Here is a 15,960-nt window from a genome sequence, read left to right as displayed (position 1 = left end):
AGACGCATTGTCCATTACCGACGCCATCGGCGTCTCGCCGCAGCTCAACTGCGGCGATGAACGATGATCACACGCGGATCATCGGCATGCTCGAGCAGCAGGCGACGCACGCGCTCCTGCCACACCGCGCCGAGCGCAGCACGATCGGCATCGCTCGCTGCGGGTGACAACGCCTGCCCCATGAGCATGCGCATCTCGGGCGCGGGTGGCACGCTGGACAGATCCATCGCCACATTGACGGTTTCTCCGCTGTCATTGCGGCGCAGACTCGCGATCGCACCGCGTTCATTGCTGGCGTAATGCAGCAGACCGCGCCGCTTGTAGCGACCGCCGATGCCATGAAACCCGTTGGCAGCCGCGGCACCGGTGACCAGGGTGAATACCTGCGCCATGACGCCGGTGGTGCCTTCCGCCTCGGCCTCGCTCATCGTCACCGTGATCGCGCCGCGTTCGGCCGGGCCATCGGGGTACAGCGCACGCAGCGCCGCGCGCAGCATGAGCCAGGCACCGGCCACGGTCGGGCAGGAATGGCCAGCCAGTCGCACCGCATCGGCATAGCTGTATTCGATCAGGCCACCATCGGCCGCGCCGAGCAGATCGGCCAGATCATCGCGCACCTGGATGCGCGGCGCCTGGGCAAAGAATGCCGGAAAGCCCATTGCCCTACTCGTCCGGCAGGCCATCGATACCGAAATCGATCACGATCGGACCGGGATCGCGTTGTCGATAGGTGATGCTCAGGTAATCGCCATAGCGCTGGTTGAGCTGACCCAGCAGCGGTATCGGATCGTGATCGTTGATGAAGCGCATGGTTTCGCCGTTGCGCAGCGCACCGAGCGCACCGAAGATCGCCGAATGGCGGAAACGCCGCGCCACGCCACGCGCATCGAAGACGAAGACATTCGGTTCAGGGTCAAGTTGGCTGGACATGATCGGCTCCACGGATGAAATCGCGTGCCATGCTACGCCGCTGTCCCCGTTCCATTCTGATCCACGTCAAGGATGCACGCACACTTTCAACGCACGTCGCGCCAGTAGCCATTGGCCGCGGCAATGGTCTGGAAGTTGATCGCGACCACCTGTGACGAGGCGATCAGCGCAGCCGCATCCTCGCCGTACTGCGGACGCAGGCGATCACGCACCTCCGCCGAAGGCTGGGTGTACTTGACACCCATGCGCGCAAGTTTGATCGCCAGCTCGAAACCTTCCTGCGGGCTCGAAGTCAGCAGGGAACTCAACCAGACATCAGCCATGACGCGTCTCCGTCGGGTGAAAGCCCGATCCTCGCGCAATCGCATACGCGCTGCAAATCAGCATGCGGCGGCACACACGATGCGATCGCGCTCAGGGCCCCGCGCAGACGGTCAGCGCCAGCCTGGCCACCCGACTCAGGCCGCGCTCGCGCTCGGCCGCGCTCATCTTCTCGTGCCGATCCAGATGATCGCTGACGGCGAGTATCGAAAGAGCCTGCACGCCCTCGCGCATCGCCAGTCCATACAAGCCCGCGGTTTCCATTTCGATACCGCGGATGTGATGCCGGCGCAGGTGATCGTGCAGCCCGGGCGCACCATCGTAGAAGCAATCGGTGCTGAAGACATGGGCCACGCGGGCATCGACGCCCAATGCGACGGCCGCATCGACGGCACCACGCAGCAGGGCGAAATCGGCACAGGCGGCCAGATCGTGGTCGCCGAACTGCATGCGATTGAAGCGCGAATCGGTGCTGCCCGATTGCGCCAGCAGGATGTCGCCGAGCGCGATCTCGCCGAGACCGCCGCAGGTCCCGACCCGGATCAAGCGACGCGCGCCATACACGCGCACCAGTTCGGTTGAGTAGACCGCGGTCGAGGCGATGCCCATGCCGCCGCCCATCACCGTGATTGCGTGACCCTGCCAACGGCCAGTGAAGCCGAGCATGTTGCGCCGCGCGGTTACCTGCACCGGCGCGTCGAGAAACTCCTGCGCGATGAAGCGCGCGCGCAACGGGTCTCCGGGCAACAGGACCGTATCGGCGATCGCGCCGGCGGCGGCTTCGATGTGGGGTGTAGTCATGTATCAGTCCTTGAGAAAGCAGCGGCCCGCCGCCAACGGCGGCAGGCCAAGATGGCTGGCGATGCCCTGCCCCAGATCCGCGAAGCTCGCGCGCCGGCCGAGCGCACGCGGTTGCAAGCCCGGCGCGAATGCGAGCAAGGGCACGCATTCGCGCGTGTGATCGCTGCCCGGCCAGGTCGGATCGCAGCCATGGTCGGCACTGAGCACGAGCAGATCGCCGTCGCGCAGGCGGTCGAGCAACTGCGGCAGGCGCGCATCGAAACGCTCGAGCGCTGCGCCATAGCCAAGGGGATCACGGCGATGACCGTACACACTGTCGAAATCGACGAAGTTGGTCGCGATCAAGGCGCCGTCGGCAGCCTGCGCGAGCGCGGCGAGCGTGGCGTCGAACAAGGCCTCGTGGCCGCTCGCCGGGAGCTTCCGCGTGACGCCCCGCGCAGCGAAGATGTCGCTGATCTTGCCGACCGCGATCACGTCCTTGTCCGCTGCACAGACGCGATCGAGCAGGGTTGGCGCTGGCGGCGGCAATGCATAGTCACGGCGATTGCCGGTGCGTTTGAACCCTGCTTCCACCGTGCCGACGAAGGGCCGCGCAATAACCCGGCCGATGTCGTAGGGCGCGAGAAGGCGGCGTGCGAGTTGGCACAGGTCGAGCAGCCGCTCCAGCCCGAATGCTTCCTCGTGTGCGGCGATCTGGAACACCGAGTCAGCCGAGGTGTAGACGATCGGCTTGCCGCTCGCGATGTGCTGCGCGCCGAGCCGGGCAATGATTTCGGTCCCCGATGCGTGGCAGTTGCCGAGCACGCCGGGCAAATGCCCCTGCGCGATCAGCGCGTCCAGCAGCTCCCGGGGAAAGCTCTGCTCGCGAGCGCCGAACAACCCGAAGGGTCGATCCAGCACGACGCCCGCGCTCTCCCAATGGCCCGACGGCGTGTCCTTGCCGCAGGCGCGTTCTTCCATGCAGCCCCACTGGGCAGCGGGCATGTTCGACAACTCGAAACCCGGCGCGATGGAGCCCGTGGCGAGCTGATGCGCATGCGCAAGTCCAAGTCGCTCGAGGGCCGGCAATCGTAGTGGCCCGCGCGCAGCTTGCGCGCAGACGGCCGCGATGTGACCGAAGGTATCGGCGCCGGCATCGCCATAGGTGGTCGCATCGGCCGCACCGCCGATACCCAGTGAGTCCAGAACCAGCCAGATCGCACGGGCCACGGCCGCTTACCGCCGCCACGCAGGCAGCTTCGCCGCACGTCCACGGGAGAATTCCACGGCCGCCGCACGGTCCGGCCGAGCGACACGTTGCGCGCGAAGAAAGGCATGTTCCATGCTCCGCAGCCTAGGCAGATCCGTCCCCGCACGCCTTGACTTGTCTCAAGTTTCGCGCCGATTGCAAGTGGCTACGGGCACGGCCGCGAAAGCGATCAAATTACTGGACTTGCCAGTTTCCAATCCTCGATAATGATTCTCTTTTTCGCGCACCGCGCGTCCCGTCAAGCGGCCGCCGATCCCGTGCGCACAGGCATCTGACCGAGGGACCCGAACATGGCGCGAACCGAAAGCGGCAAGCCCAGCACCACCCGCCGCATGACGATCATGGTGATCAGCGTTGGCCTGCTCCTGGCCTTGCTGATCGGCTGGAACGTACTCGGCCAGATCATGATGAAAAAGGCCGCGCAGAACATGCCGGTGCCGCCGCAGACCGTGACTTCGATCAAGACCCGCTACGACGAGTGGCAACCGCAGCAACATGCGGTTGGCAGCCTGCGCGCGAGCCGCGGCGCCGATCTGGCCTTCGACGTCGCGGGCGTGATCGCTGCAATCAACTTCAAGTCCGGCGACTCGGTTCAACCGGGCGATGTTCTGGTGCAGCTGCGCAGCGAGGACGATGCAGCCCTGCTCAATCAGGCGGAGACCGCCGCAGCGCTGGCCAAGGTCACGCTCGATCGCGCCCAGCGCCAGATCAACGTCAAGGCAATCAGCCAGGCCGACTTCGACAGCGCCACTGCCGACTTCAAGGCCAAGCAAGCCAGCGTGCAGTACGCCCGCGCGGTGCTTGCCAAGAAGCAGCTGCGCGCGCCATTCGCGGGCCGCGTCGGCATCATCACGCTCAGCCCCGGCGCCTATGTTGCTGCAGGTTCCGCGGTGGTCACCTTGCAGCAGCTCGATCCGGTCTACGCCGATTTCAACGTGCCGCAGCGCAACCTCGCCGAACTCAAGCTCGGCCAGCGCGTGACCTTGCGCAGCGACGCCCATCCCGACCGCGAGTTCGAGGCAAGATTGACCGCGATCGATCCGAAGATCGACCTGTCCACACGCAATGTCCGCGTCGAGGCGAGCGCAGCCAATCCCGACGCGCTGCTGGTGCCGGGCATGTTCGTCAACGTCGCGGTCGACGTCGGCGCGTCGGCGCGCCAACTCACCCTGCCGCAGGCCGCGATCACCTTCAATCCGTACGGCGAAACGGTATTCCTGGTCAAACCACCCACCGGCAAGCAGGACAAGCCAACCGCACAGCAAGCCTTCGTGAAGACCGGCGCCACGCGCGGCGACCAGATCGCGATCCTCGGCGGCGTGGTCGAGGGTGACGAAGTGGTCAGCAGCGGCCAGCTCAAGCTCAAGAACGGCACCCCTCTGGTGATCGACAACAGTCATCCGCCGAGCGACCAGGCCAATCCAACGCCGCAGGAACACTGAGATCGTGATCGCCCGCAGGTCAGGACTGCGTCGTCCAGGCCTGCGCTGAACGCATCCACCTGCCCGTATCCGACCACCGACCGAATCTGCCATGAATTTCACCGACCTGTTCATCAAGAAGCCGGTACTGGCGATCGTCGTCAGCCTGCTCGTGCTCGTGCTGGGCTTGCGCTCGGCGACCGATCTCACGATCCGCCAATACCCCAAGACCGAAAACGCCGTGGTCACGGTGACCACCGCCTATTACGGCGCCGATTCCGCCACCGTTGCCGGCTTCATCACCCAGCCACTGGAAGGAGCCATTGCGCAGGCACAGGGCATCGACTACATGTCCTCGTCAAGCATGACCGGCGTGTCGACAATCACCGCCACGCTCAAGCTCAACTACGATTCCAACCGCGCGCTCACCGAGATCCAGACCCAGATCAGCTCGGTGCGCAACCAGTTGCCGGCGCAGGCGCAGCAACCCGTGATTTCGGTGCAGGTCGGTGAGACCACCGCAACGATGTACATGGGCTTCAACAGCACCACCCTTGCCGCCAACAACATCACCGACTACGTCGTGCGCATGGTCAAGCCCAGGCTCGATGCGATCGACGGCGTGCAGACCGCCGAATTGCTCGGTGGCCGTCAATTCGCGCTGCGCGCCTGGATGGATCAGACACGCATGGCCGCACACGGCGTGACTGCTGCCGACGTCTATTCCGCGCTGTCAGCCAACAACTACCTCACGGCCGTGGGCGCAACCAAGGGTCAGGCCGTCACGGTTGCCCTGACCGCCGACACCGATCTGCACAACGTCGACGAGTTCCGCAAACTCGTGGTCAAGCAGAAGGATGGCGCGCTGGTGCGCCTCGAGGATGTCGCCAATGTCGTGCTGGGTGCGGAGGACTACGATTCCGCAGTCGCCTTCGACGGCAAGCAGTCGGTGTTCCTCGGCATCAAGAGCTCGCCCGATGCCAACGTGCTCGACGTGGCGCAGCGCATTCGCGATGCCTTCCCGGAAATCCAGGCGCAGCTGCCCAATGGCATCGACGGCCAGATCGTCTATGACGCCACCAACTACATCAACACCTCGATCGAAGAGGTCATCAAGACGCTGATCGAGGCGTTGCTGATCGTGACCTTGGTGATCTTCCTGTTCATGGGCAGTTTTCGCGCGGTGATGATTCCGTTGATCGCGATGCCGCTGTCGCTGATCGGCGCCTTCTTCGTCATGCTCGTGCTCGGTTACACCATCAATCTCATCACCTTGCTCGCGCTGGTGCTGGCGATCGGTCTGGTGGTGGATGACGCGATCATCGTCGTCGAGAACATCGATCGCCACATCAAGGAAGAAGGTCGATCGCCATTCGAGGCCGCGCTGATCGGCGCGCGCGAACTGGCCGGGCCGATCATCGCAATGACCATCGTGCTGGTCGCGGTCTACGTGCCGATCGGCTTCCAGGGCGGTCTCACCGGTGCGCTGTTCACCGAGTTCGCCTTCACGCTCGCAGGCGCGGTCACGGTATCGGCCCTGATTGCACTCGCGCTGTCGCCGATGCTCGGCTCGCGCCTGCTCAAGAGCGAGCATGGCAAGAGTCGCTTCGTTGACTTTCTCGACCGCAATTTCGACCGCCTGCATCACGGCTACAAGCGTCGTCTCACAAGCACCCTGCAAACCTGGAGCGTACCGGTGGTCATGGGCCTGATGCTGCTCGGCGGCACTGCCTACCTGTTCACGCATTCGGCCACCGCCCTGGCACCGGAAGAGGACCAGGGCATCGTCGCCGGCATGGGAACCGCAGCGCCCAATGCATCACCCAGCCAGGTCGCGGGCTACCTGCCGCAGATGAACGCGATCGCCAAGTCGCTGCCCGAGGTCTCCCAGACCTTCCAGTTCACCGGGTTTGCCGGCCCCAACTCGGTATTCACCGGGGCCCAGCTCAAGCCCTGGTCGGAGCGCAGCCGCAACGCCAATCAGATCCAACAGGATCTGCAGCAGCGTTGGTCCGGCATTGCCGGCATCAATGCGGTGGCCTTCCAGTTCCCGCCTTTGCCGGGCGCACAGGGCATGCCGGTCGAGGTGGTGATGTCGACCACCGAGCCGTTCGAGAATCTCTACGAAGTCGCGCAGGCCGTGCTCGACCGCCTGCAGAAGAGCGGACAGTTCTTTTTCGTCGACATGAACCTCAAGATCGACAAGCCGCAAAGCACGGTTGAGCTCGACCGTGACTTGATCGCCGCAATGGGCATGACCCAGCAGGATGTCGGCAGCGCGCTCGGCGCGGCGCTCGGCGGTGGTTACGTCAACTACTTCTCGATTGCGGGCCGTTCATACAAGGTGATTCCACAGGTGCTTCAGACCGAACGCCTCAATCCCGACCAGGTGCTCGACTACTACGTTCGTACACCGGTGGGCGCGGTCATCCCGGCCGCGACCGTGGCCACCATCAAGGACGAGGTCGTGCCACAGGCGCTGATGCGTTTCCAGCAGCTCAATTCGGTGACCTTCCAGGGCGTGCCGACCGGGTCGCAGGGCGAAACGATCGCCATGGTGCGCGACACCATCCGCGAACTCGCGCCGTCCAGCTACACCGTGGATTACTCCGGCCAGGCCCGCCAATACGTGAACGAATCGGGTGGCTTCGCGCTCACCCTGCTGTTTGCGGTGATCATCGTCTACCTGGCGCTGGCGGCGCAGTTCAACTCGCTGCGCGATCCGATCGTGATCCTGGTATCGGTACCCATGGCGCTGTTCGGCGCACTCGTGTTCATCAACCTGCTGCCCGGTTTTGTCGGCATGGGCGCGATCTCCACACGCTGGTCCACCTCGCTCAACATCTACACCCAGGTTGGTCTGGTGACGCTGATGGGCCTGATCTCCAAGCACGGCATCCTCATCGTCGAATTCGCCAACGAACTGCAGCGCACGGGCAAGAGCAAATTCGATGCGATCGTCGACGCCGCCTCGATTCGCCTGCGTCCGATCCTGATGACCACTGCGGCGATGGTGCTGGGCGTGCTGCCCTTGGTGCTCGCCAGTGGCGCCGGCGCCGCCGGCCGCTTCAACATGGGGCTGGTGATCGTCACCGGCCTCACCATCGGCACGCTGTTCACGCTGTTCGTGGTGCCGGCTTTCTACATGATGCTCAGCGAAGACCATCACAACGAGGCGGCCCACAAGGTCGACGACGGACTCGTGCCTGTCGTCGCCGCACACTGAGACAGACGAAACACGGGCATGGGCTGCATCAGGCATGATGCAGCTCATGCGCCTGTCCAAGTTCGCAAGCATCAATTTCCCGCCGGTCGAGCACGCGCTCGCCGAGCCGGATGGCTTGCTCGCCCAGGGCGGCGATCTCAGCCCCGAGCGTCTGCTTGAAGCCTATCGACGCGGAATCTTCCCCTGGTATTCCGACGACCAGCCGATCCTGTGGTGGTCGCCCTCGCAGCGCACGGTGTTCGACACCGCTGCCGCACACATTCCGCGGCGCATGCTGCGCTGGCTGCGCCAATGCGATTGGACGATCGAAGCGGATGGAGATTTCGCCGAAGTCATGCACGCCTGCTCCGCGCCGCGTGCGGGCCATCACGGCACCTGGATCACCGAGGCCATGCTCGACGCCTATGCGCATCTGCACGCGCTGGGCCATGCCCATGCGCTCGCGGTGCGCGCTGCCGATGGCACGCTCGTTGGCGGCATCTACGGCGTCGCGTTGGGTCGCATGTTCTACGGCGAGTCGATGTTCAGCGCACGCAGCAACGGCTCCAAGGTCGCGCTGCTGGCGCTGTGCGCAGGACTCTCGCGCTGGGGTTTTCCCCTGCTCGATGCGCAGATGTCGACGCCCCATCTGCATTCGCTGGGCGCGTTCGAACTGCCACGCGCGCGCTTTTGCGCGCAGGTGGCCACGTTGTGCGCCCAGCCGGGGCGCGAAGGTTCGTGGCGCGGGGTTTTTCCGTTCAGTCAAGCCGCCGCGCTCGCGCAAGCCTTTGCGCTCCCCCGCACGCCATCACCCGCAGCCTGAGCGGTTCAGCGGCTGCGTCGGCTTTGCTATCGTCGTCGATCAAGACGCTCGCCCTGCTCTCCATGTCCCGATTGCTGGTCTTCCAACACGTTGCCGCCGAACCATTGGGCACGCTTGATCGCCTGATCCGGCGGCGCGGCCATCGCATCCGTTTCGTGAATTTCGAACGCGAACCCGATGCGGATCCGGACGTGGATTCCTACCGTGGCCTGATCGTGCTCGGCGGCCCAATGAACGTGCGCGATCATTCCCGGCGCGCGCACCTGTTGGTGGAAATGCGGGCAATCGAAAGAATGCTCCATCAGGGCAAGCCCGTGCTCGGAATCTGCCTGGGTGCCCAGTTGCTCGCGCATGTGCTCGGCGCGCCAGTCGAGCGCAATCCGGTACCCGAAATCGGCTGGTACCCGTTGCACATCACCCCACACGGGCGCAGCGATGCCGTGCTCGCCCCGCTGGGCGAGGTCAGTCCCGTGTTCCAATGGCACGCCTGTCGTTTCGAGATACCGCGCGAGGCCATCCATCTCGCCTCCACCGAGACTTGTGCGCCACAGGCATTCCGCCACGGCGAGGCCGCCTACGGTTTCCAGTTTCATCTGGAAATGAATCCGGCCCTGATCGAGCGCTGGTTGCGCACACCCGCCTACCGCGATGAACTGCTGGCCCACGGTGGCTGCGCCGATGCGATTCGCGCCGCCACCTCGCGGCACATCGATGGGATGCAGCGCCAGGCCGAGGCGGTATTCGGCGCCTTTCTCGACCTTGTCGGCCAGCCGCGCCGAATGCTCGTGCTGCCGTCGCGCGAGTGGGTCTAGGCCAGTCCAAGCCGCCGCGGGCGCGGGCGCCGAGCGACGCCAGTAGGGGCGGCGCGGGACCCTCAAACGGTCTCGTGCTTCCAGCGCCTGCCCGATCGTGGCAAAATCGCGGGCTTTCCGGGTCGAATGACCCCCAAGACGCCGCACACGAATGTCCAAAGACGATGTCATCGAGATGGAAGGCACGATCCTCGAGACCCTTCCCAACACGGTTTTCCGCGTGAAACTCGAGAACGGACACGTGGTCACGGCGCATATTTCCGGGCGCATGCGCAAGAACTACATCCGCATCCTTACCGGCGACAAGGTCAAGATCGAGATGACGCCCTACGATCTGACCAAGGGCCGCATCACTTACCGCAATCGCTGAGCCCCTCGGTTCGGGACGGTGTTTTCCCTTCTCCCGGCGGGAGAAGGTGGCGCGAAGCGCCGGAAGTGGGCCATGAACCGCTCTCGTCCCCGCCCTCTCCGTGGGCGAAGGGTTTCCTCCCGGTCTTCGCTGGAATTCCCGGCTGAAGTTGGTTGCCAGGCGAATCAGAGCATTCCCGTTTCCAGCCGCGCCACGTCCGACATCATGGTCTGGTTCCACGGTGGATCGAACACCAGTTCGACATCGGTCTCGGCGATGGTCGGGATCATTTCGAGCTTGGTGCGCACATCGTCAATGAGGATGTCGCCCATGCCGCAACCCGGCGCGGTGAGTGTCATGCGCACGCGCACTGATCGCTGGCCATCCTCGCGATGCACGACATCGCACTCATAGACCAGGCCGAGTTCGACGATATTGACCGGGATCTCCGGATCGAAGCAGGTACGCAACTGCTCCCAGACGATCTTTTCGACGTCGGCATCACCGGCATCGGCGGCCAGCTCGATCGGCTTGGGCTGTTCCTTGCCCAAGGCATCGGCATCGACACCGTCGACGCGAAACAGGTTGCCCTCGACATACAGGGTGAAACTGCCACCGAGCGCCTGCGTGATGTAGCCGATCTGCCCGGCCGGAAGGGTGACCTCGTCGCCTTGCGGCACCATCACCGCAGCGCAGTCGCGCTGCAGTTGCACCGGCTCGCTGGTTTGGCTGTAGCCCATCGATTGACTCGTGATTGCCTTGTTCGACCACCCGCCATTATGCGCCATCGGCACACGGATGTTGCAGTGCATCCAAGACTGCTTCGGGGCCAGCTCACGCGAGTAGCCCCGTTTCGCGCAGACAGCGACCGAGCAGGCGCATCGCGGCGTCGATATCGGCAGGCGGCAGACCCGCGTAACCGAGCACGAGGCCGGGTTGCGCCGGCGGCTTGAGGCAATACGGCGCGATCGCATACAGACCCAGCCCACGCGTGCGCGCATGCGCGATCAGGTGCTCGCACTGGCCATGATTGGCCTGCCCGAGCCAGGCAGTGAGATGCATGCCGGCATTGGAGTCGACCACCTCGAGCGCATCACGGGCATGCCGTGCAAGCCCAGCGAGCATTGCCGCACGCCGCGCACGCAAGGCCACCGCGGCGCGACGCAGGTGGCGCTCGAAACCGCCGCTGGCCATGAAGTGCGCGAGTGCGGCCTGCTCCAAGGTGTTGCTGCCGCGATCCTCGAGCCACTTCGCGGCAACGAAGGCTTCACGCAGCGCCGGCGGCAACACCATGTAGCCCAGGCGCAGCGCCGGGAACAGCGCCTTGGAAAAGCTGCCGATGTAGATCACGCGCCCATCGCGATCGAGCGACTTGAGCGCGGCCAGTGGCCGCCCGCCATAGCGGAACTCGCCATCGTAGTCGTCCTCGATCAGCCAACTGTGCTCGCGCGCGGCCCACGCCAGCAGCTCCATGCGCCGCGCGAGCGGCAGCAGCGCGCCCGTGGGAAACTGGTGCGACGGCGTGACTACGGCCAGCCGCGCATGGCGCGGCAGGGCCGCCGGCACCAAGCCCTCGCCATCGACGCGGCAGCCGCGCGGATGCGCACCATGCGCAACCAGCACCTGCCGCGCGCCGCGATAATGCGGCTCCTCGAGGGCGACCACGTCGCCCGCTTCGAGCAGTACCCGCGCAGCCAGCGAGAATGCCTGCTGGGTGCCGTTGACGATCAGCACGTCTTCGGGCTCGGCCGGCACACCGCGACGTCGCGCCAGATAGTCGCAGACCTGGACACGCAGGCGTTCGAGCCCCTGCGCATCGGGATAATCCAGTTGCACGTGTTCGGCGGCGCGCGTGACCTCGCGCCGCCACGCACTCGCCAGCAGCGGATTGGCCAGCGGCACGCCGTACTGCAGGTTGTAGCGCAGATCCTGATGCTGGTGGCCAGGCACGTGACGGCCGTCGGTGTTGGCCAGCGCCCGCCGCGCAAAGGTCGACAGCGGTGCGACCAGGGTATTGGCTGGCATCTTGCGCGGTCCGCCCGGCCCGACGTTGGCGACGAAACTGCCCGAGCCGACGCGGCCGAGCAGGAAGCCCTCGACCTGCAGCTGCTCATAGGCTGCCAGCACCGTATTGCGCGACACGTCGAGTTCTCGCGCGAGCGCACGGCTCGGTGGCAGCCGCGTGCCCGCGACATAGCGGCGATCGAGAATCGCGCCCTTGAGCGCGCGGATCAGCTGCGCGTAGCGCGGGCCTTGCCCGTCGAGTTCAAGATACACAATTGGCTCCGTAGCCTGCCCCACCTGCTGGATACAACAGTACCAATTGTGCGGCCGCCCCAGAAGCCACCGGATCGATAACGCAGGCCGCGACGAGGTCGATTCCGGGGCGTGCTAAGGTGGCCGCGCACCACAAACCGCGATCCGCTCGAAGCCGGATTGCCGACTGCACCGCGTGCCGCATTGGGGAAATCGAGTTTCGTATTCGATCGCGTGCTGGAGGTTTGCCATGAATCTGCGTGCCCATCTCGTCGCCGCCTGTCTCGTTCTCTCGCCCGCGGCACACGCCGACCGCCTGTTTGCCGACGGCTTCCAGATACCGGTTCCGCCCAGCCAGTTTCCAATCGAGAACGGCGAGCGTCAGATTCCATCCGGACCCGCGGCCGACCAGCTGGCATGGATCCTCGGCGAACTGGCGAGCGGCGAAACCACGACGACGGCCGAAGTCTCGGCGCACTTCGTTGCCGCCTACGACCCGGCCACGATGGCGAGCTTCATCAATTCCCTGCGCGGTCCGTTTGCCAATGCGATCGTCACCGATGTCGTCACCGTGACGCCCCTCGCGCTTGCCGTCGTCATCGCCAGTCCGGGCGCACCGCCGCCATATGGTTTCGTGCAGCTGCAGGCCCATTACACCGGCAGCCAGCTGGTGACCTCGTTCGGCGTCAGCAATTTCAGCGGCTCGGTGATGTACCCCGCGGATCAGGCACTCACTCTCAACCAGGCCGTCACCAGGTTCCAGACGCTCGCCAGCGACAGCTCGGTGCTGGTCGGACGCATCAATCGCCTCACCGGAACCTGCACTGCCGTCGCCCAGGCCGATGCCGGCACGCTGCGCGCAACAGGCTCGATCTTCAAGACCTGGGTACTCGGCGGACTGACCGATCAAGTTGCCAAGGGCGAGATCGATCTCGACGAGAATGTCGTGCTCGATTCGAACTTCCTTGCACTCGGCGCGCTCCTCGATGGCGAGCCACTGGGTACCGCGCTGCCTTTGTCGGACATGACCGCGTTGATGATCGGCATCAGCGACAACGCCGCCACCGATCACATTCATCATCTGGTCGGGCGACCGGCGATTGACGCCTTCATCGATCACTCCGGTGTCGCCGATGCGAACGTGCTCAAGCCGCTCCTGGGCATCAGTGAACAGTTCCACCTGTTCTTCTCGTTTCCGCTCGCCACCTCGACCAGCTACGTCAACGGCACCGAGCCATTCCAGCAGCAATTCATCGACAACCAGATCGATCCGCTCGGCCCCTATCTTGGAGGCGGTGCCTACAACAACGAATCCCTGTTCACGCTCGGCTCCTGGCGCGCGAGCCCATTCGACATCTGCAACGCCTTCTCGCGCCTGCGTCGTGCGCCGCAGGGTTCGGACGCGCTCTGGCTGATCGACCATGCGTTGGGCGCAAGCGCCGCCCAGCCCGATGTCCGCGACCACTGGAACCGCGTCTGGTACAAGGGCGGCAGCCTCGAGTCGGGCAGCAATGGTCTGCTCGTGCTCACCCATGCCTGGATGCTCGAAAACACCAACGAGGATCCCTGGGTGGTGATCGCGATGGCCAACGCGAACGCGGGCGGGATCGACGAATACGCGGTGCAATCGGTGACAGGTCGCCTGCTGCAGATCGTTGCCGGGATGTGAGCTCCACTGCCTGCGCCGCCAATCACCACCACCGCGGGAAGACCTTTCGTGACGGCAAGGAAGTCAATTTCGCTCGACACCTTCCTTTCTGCCGTGGGCGCACTGGCGCTGCCGAACCCCACGATCCATCAGCACGACCGAAAGAGCCTGGATGCGAAGATCGTGCGTGAGGCAAGGAACCGCATCGTGAAAGCACGCCACAAGTATCCCTTGGACTACCTCGATTTCATCCTCGACCCCGGGCAGTTCGAATATGCCGAGCCTTGATCCAGCGGTACCGGAGTTCTGGCGGCTCACCACCGACCACCAGAACCGCCAGCACCTGCGATTCGCAATCCGTTCGGGCGCCGGACGTTGGACCTTGCTGGTTCTCGGCACGGCCCTCGTGCTCGGTGCTGCCGGGTTCGCCCATTGGCTCACACAGGGTGACGGTGCGCTCACCGTTGCCGGTTGGATCCTGCTCGGAATCGTGAGCGGCGGCGCGCTGTTCGCGGGCGTGTACTGCCTGGGTCGGACCTTGTGGGCGCGCGTCGACTACCTGCTTGGCGAAACACAGCTGTCCATCCACACGCTATCGGTGTTCAGCACGAGCCACAGCGAGATCAGGCGCGCGGCGATCACCCGCATCGAGCAAACCTACACGCCACCCGGCAAGAGTGATCCCACGGGGAGCGATGGCAGGTGGGTCACGTTCCTGTACTGGAACGCCGATGACGGCAAGCAGCGGGAACTTGCATTCGATGGCATGCGCACGCGAGAGGAGTGTCGATGGCTCAGCTCCCTGCTGACGCAGTGGACCGGGGTACCGATCCAGCGCGCGTTCGCCGGCGACCTTGAAGAAGCGGACCCGAACGAGTTGCCCACCGAGCCCGGCATCAAGCGGCGCTGATCGGCAAGCGGCGCTGCGTGGGCGCGAGCGGCTTGCCGCGCGCCCGCCCCCACAACCGGATCACCCCGCCAATTGGCTCCTCCTGCATCCCTGATTCTGGCGCTGTATGGTGCCAAATGCCTGTCGTATCGTGGCGCATCGCCTGCCGATCATGGATCCCATGCCAGCCGCCACATTGCCACGCCACCAGGTTCGCCGCAGCCGCAAGCGCGCTGCCTACGACCGCACGCTGGTTCACGCGATCCTCGATGCCGGCCTGCTTGCCCATGTCGGCTTCAGCATCAATGGCCAGCCGTTCGTGATTCCGATGCTGTATGCACGCGACGGTGACGCCCTGCTCCTGCATGGCGCGGTCGCCAGCCGACTCATGCGCGCACTGGGCAACGGCATCGAAGCCTGCGCGAGCATCACCCACCTCGATGGACTGGTGATCGCGCGCTCGCAGTTCAATCACTCGGCCAATTACCGGTCGGTGGTGGTGTTCGGCCGCGCCAGCGCGATCACGGCCGCAGCGGCCAAAGCCGCCGCGCTCGAACGATTCGTCGAAGCCTTGTTGCCCGGACGCACCACCGAGTCGCGTCCCGCCGATCGCAAGGAACTCGCGGCGACCAGCGTGCTGCGCCTGGACATCGTCGATGTCAGCGCGAAGCTGCGCAGCGGCGATGCCGAAGACAAGGCCGAGGATCTCGCCCTGCCGTACTGGGCCGGCGTCCTGCCCCTGCATCAACAAGCGCGGGAGCCGGTCGCCAACGCCGACCTCGATGCCGACATCGCCGTACCGGCATCGATCCTTCGCTGCAGCACCGATCCGAGGTTCCGCGCATGATCGAATACCACCGGGACCGACCCATCACGCTCGCACTGGCGATCGACCTTTATCGCGCGTCCACCCTTGGCGAGCGCCGACCGATCGACGATGAAACCCGTTTCGCTGCCATGCTCGCCAACGCCAACATCACGATCACCGCATGGGACCGTGAACTCCTGGTCGGCATCGCACGCAGTATCAGCGACATGGTGTGGACCACCTATCTCGCTGATCTTGCGGTGCGCGTCTCGCATCAGCGTCGCGGCATCGGCAAGCAGCTCATGCAACACACGCAGGCCGCTGCGCCGCAAGCAAAACTCCTGTTGCTTGCCGCACCCGCTGCTAGCGATTACTACGCGCACGTCGGCCTTGCCCACGCAGCCAATGCCTGGCGGCTGGATCCCACGGCGCGCATCACCTGACACAC

At 64.9% G+C, this 15,960-nt stretch carries 17 protein-coding genes; 10 read left to right on the top strand and 7 right to left on the bottom strand.

Features of this window, described 5'->3' with window-relative positions; all coding sequences use genetic code 11:
- Positions 1 to 44 precede the first annotated feature (44 nt).
- The 5 genes from KF759_RS02515 to KF759_RS02495 all read right to left on the bottom strand — a co-directional run bounded on the left by KF759_RS02515 (position 45) and on the right by KF759_RS02495 (position 3,261).
- Positions 45 to 659 (bottom strand): hypothetical protein, encoded by a 615-nt coding sequence (locus KF759_RS02515; RefSeq protein ID WP_291222837.1) that lies wholly within the window; start codon positions 657 to 659, stop codon positions 45 to 47.
- A gap of 4 nt (positions 660 to 663) precedes the next feature.
- Positions 664 to 930 carry a DUF2249 domain-containing protein gene (locus tag KF759_RS02510; protein ID WP_291222836.1) on the bottom strand — a complete coding sequence of 89 codons (267 nt, stop codon included), beginning with the start codon at positions 928 to 930 and terminating at the stop codon, positions 664 to 666.
- Positions 931 to 1,016: 86 nt separating this feature from the next.
- Positions 1,017 to 1,253: a hexameric tyrosine-coordinated heme protein gene (locus KF759_RS02505; protein WP_291222835.1), complete on the bottom strand. Its 237-nt coding sequence runs from the start codon at positions 1,251 to 1,253 to the stop codon at positions 1,017 to 1,019.
- 91 nt (positions 1,254 to 1,344) lie between these two features.
- Entirely contained in the window at positions 1,345 to 2,052 is a 708-nt protein-coding gene (gene deoD / locus KF759_RS02500) for a purine-nucleoside phosphorylase (RefSeq protein WP_291222834.1), read from the bottom strand.
- A gap of 3 nt (positions 2,053 to 2,055) precedes the next feature.
- Complete coding sequence (locus KF759_RS02495; protein WP_291222833.1) at positions 2,056 to 3,261, bottom strand: phosphopentomutase; 1,206 nt, start codon at positions 3,259 to 3,261, stop codon at positions 2,056 to 2,058.
- 330 nt (positions 3,262 to 3,591) lie between these two features.
- On the opposite strand from KF759_RS02495, the gene KF759_RS02490 reads away from it, so the two are divergent.
- From KF759_RS02490 to infA, 5 genes are all read left to right on the top strand, one after another.
- Positions 3,592 to 4,743 (top strand): efflux RND transporter periplasmic adaptor subunit, encoded by a 1,152-nt coding sequence (locus KF759_RS02490; RefSeq protein WP_291222832.1) that lies wholly within the window; start codon positions 3,592 to 3,594, stop codon positions 4,741 to 4,743.
- Between the two features lie 91 nt (positions 4,744 to 4,834).
- Entirely contained in the window at positions 4,835 to 7,948 is a 3,114-nt protein-coding gene (locus tag KF759_RS02485; protein WP_291222831.1) for an efflux RND transporter permease subunit, read from the top strand.
- A gap of 34 nt (positions 7,949 to 7,982) precedes the next feature.
- The gene (gene aat / locus KF759_RS02480) at positions 7,983 to 8,750 is read left to right on the top strand and encodes a leucyl/phenylalanyl-tRNA--protein transferase (protein WP_291222830.1); all 768 of its coding nucleotides are present in this window, start codon (positions 7,983 to 7,985) and stop codon (positions 8,748 to 8,750) included.
- Positions 8,751 to 8,812: 62 nt separating this feature from the next.
- Positions 8,813 to 9,562 (top strand): gamma-glutamyl-gamma-aminobutyrate hydrolase family protein, encoded by a 750-nt coding sequence (locus KF759_RS02475; protein WP_291222829.1) that lies wholly within the window; start codon positions 8,813 to 8,815, stop codon positions 9,560 to 9,562.
- Positions 9,563 to 9,713: 151 nt separating this feature from the next.
- The gene (gene infA, locus KF759_RS02470; protein WP_291222828.1) at positions 9,714 to 9,932 is read left to right on the top strand and encodes a translation initiation factor IF-1; all 219 of its coding nucleotides are present in this window, start codon (positions 9,714 to 9,716) and stop codon (positions 9,930 to 9,932) included.
- Between the two features lie 164 nt (positions 9,933 to 10,096).
- On the opposite strand, the gene sufT is transcribed toward infA, so the two are convergent.
- Together sufT and KF759_RS02460 are read right to left on the bottom strand one after the other, a co-directional pair.
- On the bottom strand, positions 10,097 to 10,651 hold the full coding sequence (gene sufT / locus KF759_RS02465) for a putative Fe-S cluster assembly protein SufT (RefSeq protein ID WP_291222827.1): 555 nt from the start codon (positions 10,649 to 10,651) through the stop codon (positions 10,097 to 10,099).
- 94 nt (positions 10,652 to 10,745) lie between these two features.
- On the bottom strand, positions 10,746 to 12,188 hold the full coding sequence (locus tag KF759_RS02460; RefSeq protein WP_291222826.1) for a PLP-dependent aminotransferase family protein: 1,443 nt from the start codon (positions 12,186 to 12,188) through the stop codon (positions 10,746 to 10,748).
- 229 nt (positions 12,189 to 12,417) lie between these two features.
- Between KF759_RS02460 and KF759_RS02455 the strand changes: the two genes are divergently transcribed.
- The 5 genes from KF759_RS02455 (at position 12,418) to KF759_RS02435 (ending at position 15,955) form a co-directional block, all read left to right on the top strand.
- A complete protein-coding gene (locus tag KF759_RS02455; RefSeq protein WP_291222825.1) occupies positions 12,418 to 13,836 on the top strand; it encodes a serine hydrolase in 1,419 nt (472 codons plus the stop codon).
- Between the two features lie 48 nt (positions 13,837 to 13,884).
- Entirely contained in the window at positions 13,885 to 14,103 is a 219-nt protein-coding gene (locus tag KF759_RS02450) for a hypothetical protein (protein WP_291222824.1), read from the top strand.
- A complete protein-coding gene (locus KF759_RS02445) occupies positions 14,090 to 14,725 on the top strand; it encodes a hypothetical protein (protein ID WP_291222823.1) in 636 nt (211 codons plus the stop codon). The genes KF759_RS02450 and KF759_RS02445 overlap by 14 nt, the downstream gene beginning before the upstream one ends.
- A gap of 151 nt (positions 14,726 to 14,876) precedes the next feature.
- Complete coding sequence (locus tag KF759_RS02440) at positions 14,877 to 15,551, top strand: pyridoxamine 5'-phosphate oxidase family protein (protein ID WP_291222822.1); 675 nt, start codon at positions 14,877 to 14,879, stop codon at positions 15,549 to 15,551.
- On the top strand, positions 15,548 to 15,955 hold the full coding sequence (locus KF759_RS02435; protein ID WP_291222821.1) for a GNAT family N-acetyltransferase: 408 nt from the start codon (positions 15,548 to 15,550) through the stop codon (positions 15,953 to 15,955). Before KF759_RS02440 ends, KF759_RS02435 begins: the two co-directional genes overlap by 4 nt.
- The last annotated feature ends 5 nt before the right edge of the window (positions 15,956 to 15,960 follow it).

The organism is Dokdonella sp. (genome assembly GCF_019634815.1).
Classification (GTDB): domain Bacteria; phylum Pseudomonadota; class Gammaproteobacteria; order Xanthomonadales; family Rhodanobacteraceae; genus Dokdonella_A.
The sequence above is the reverse complement of the archived record's forward strand: the minus strand, read 5'-3'. Positions and strand labels throughout refer to the sequence as shown.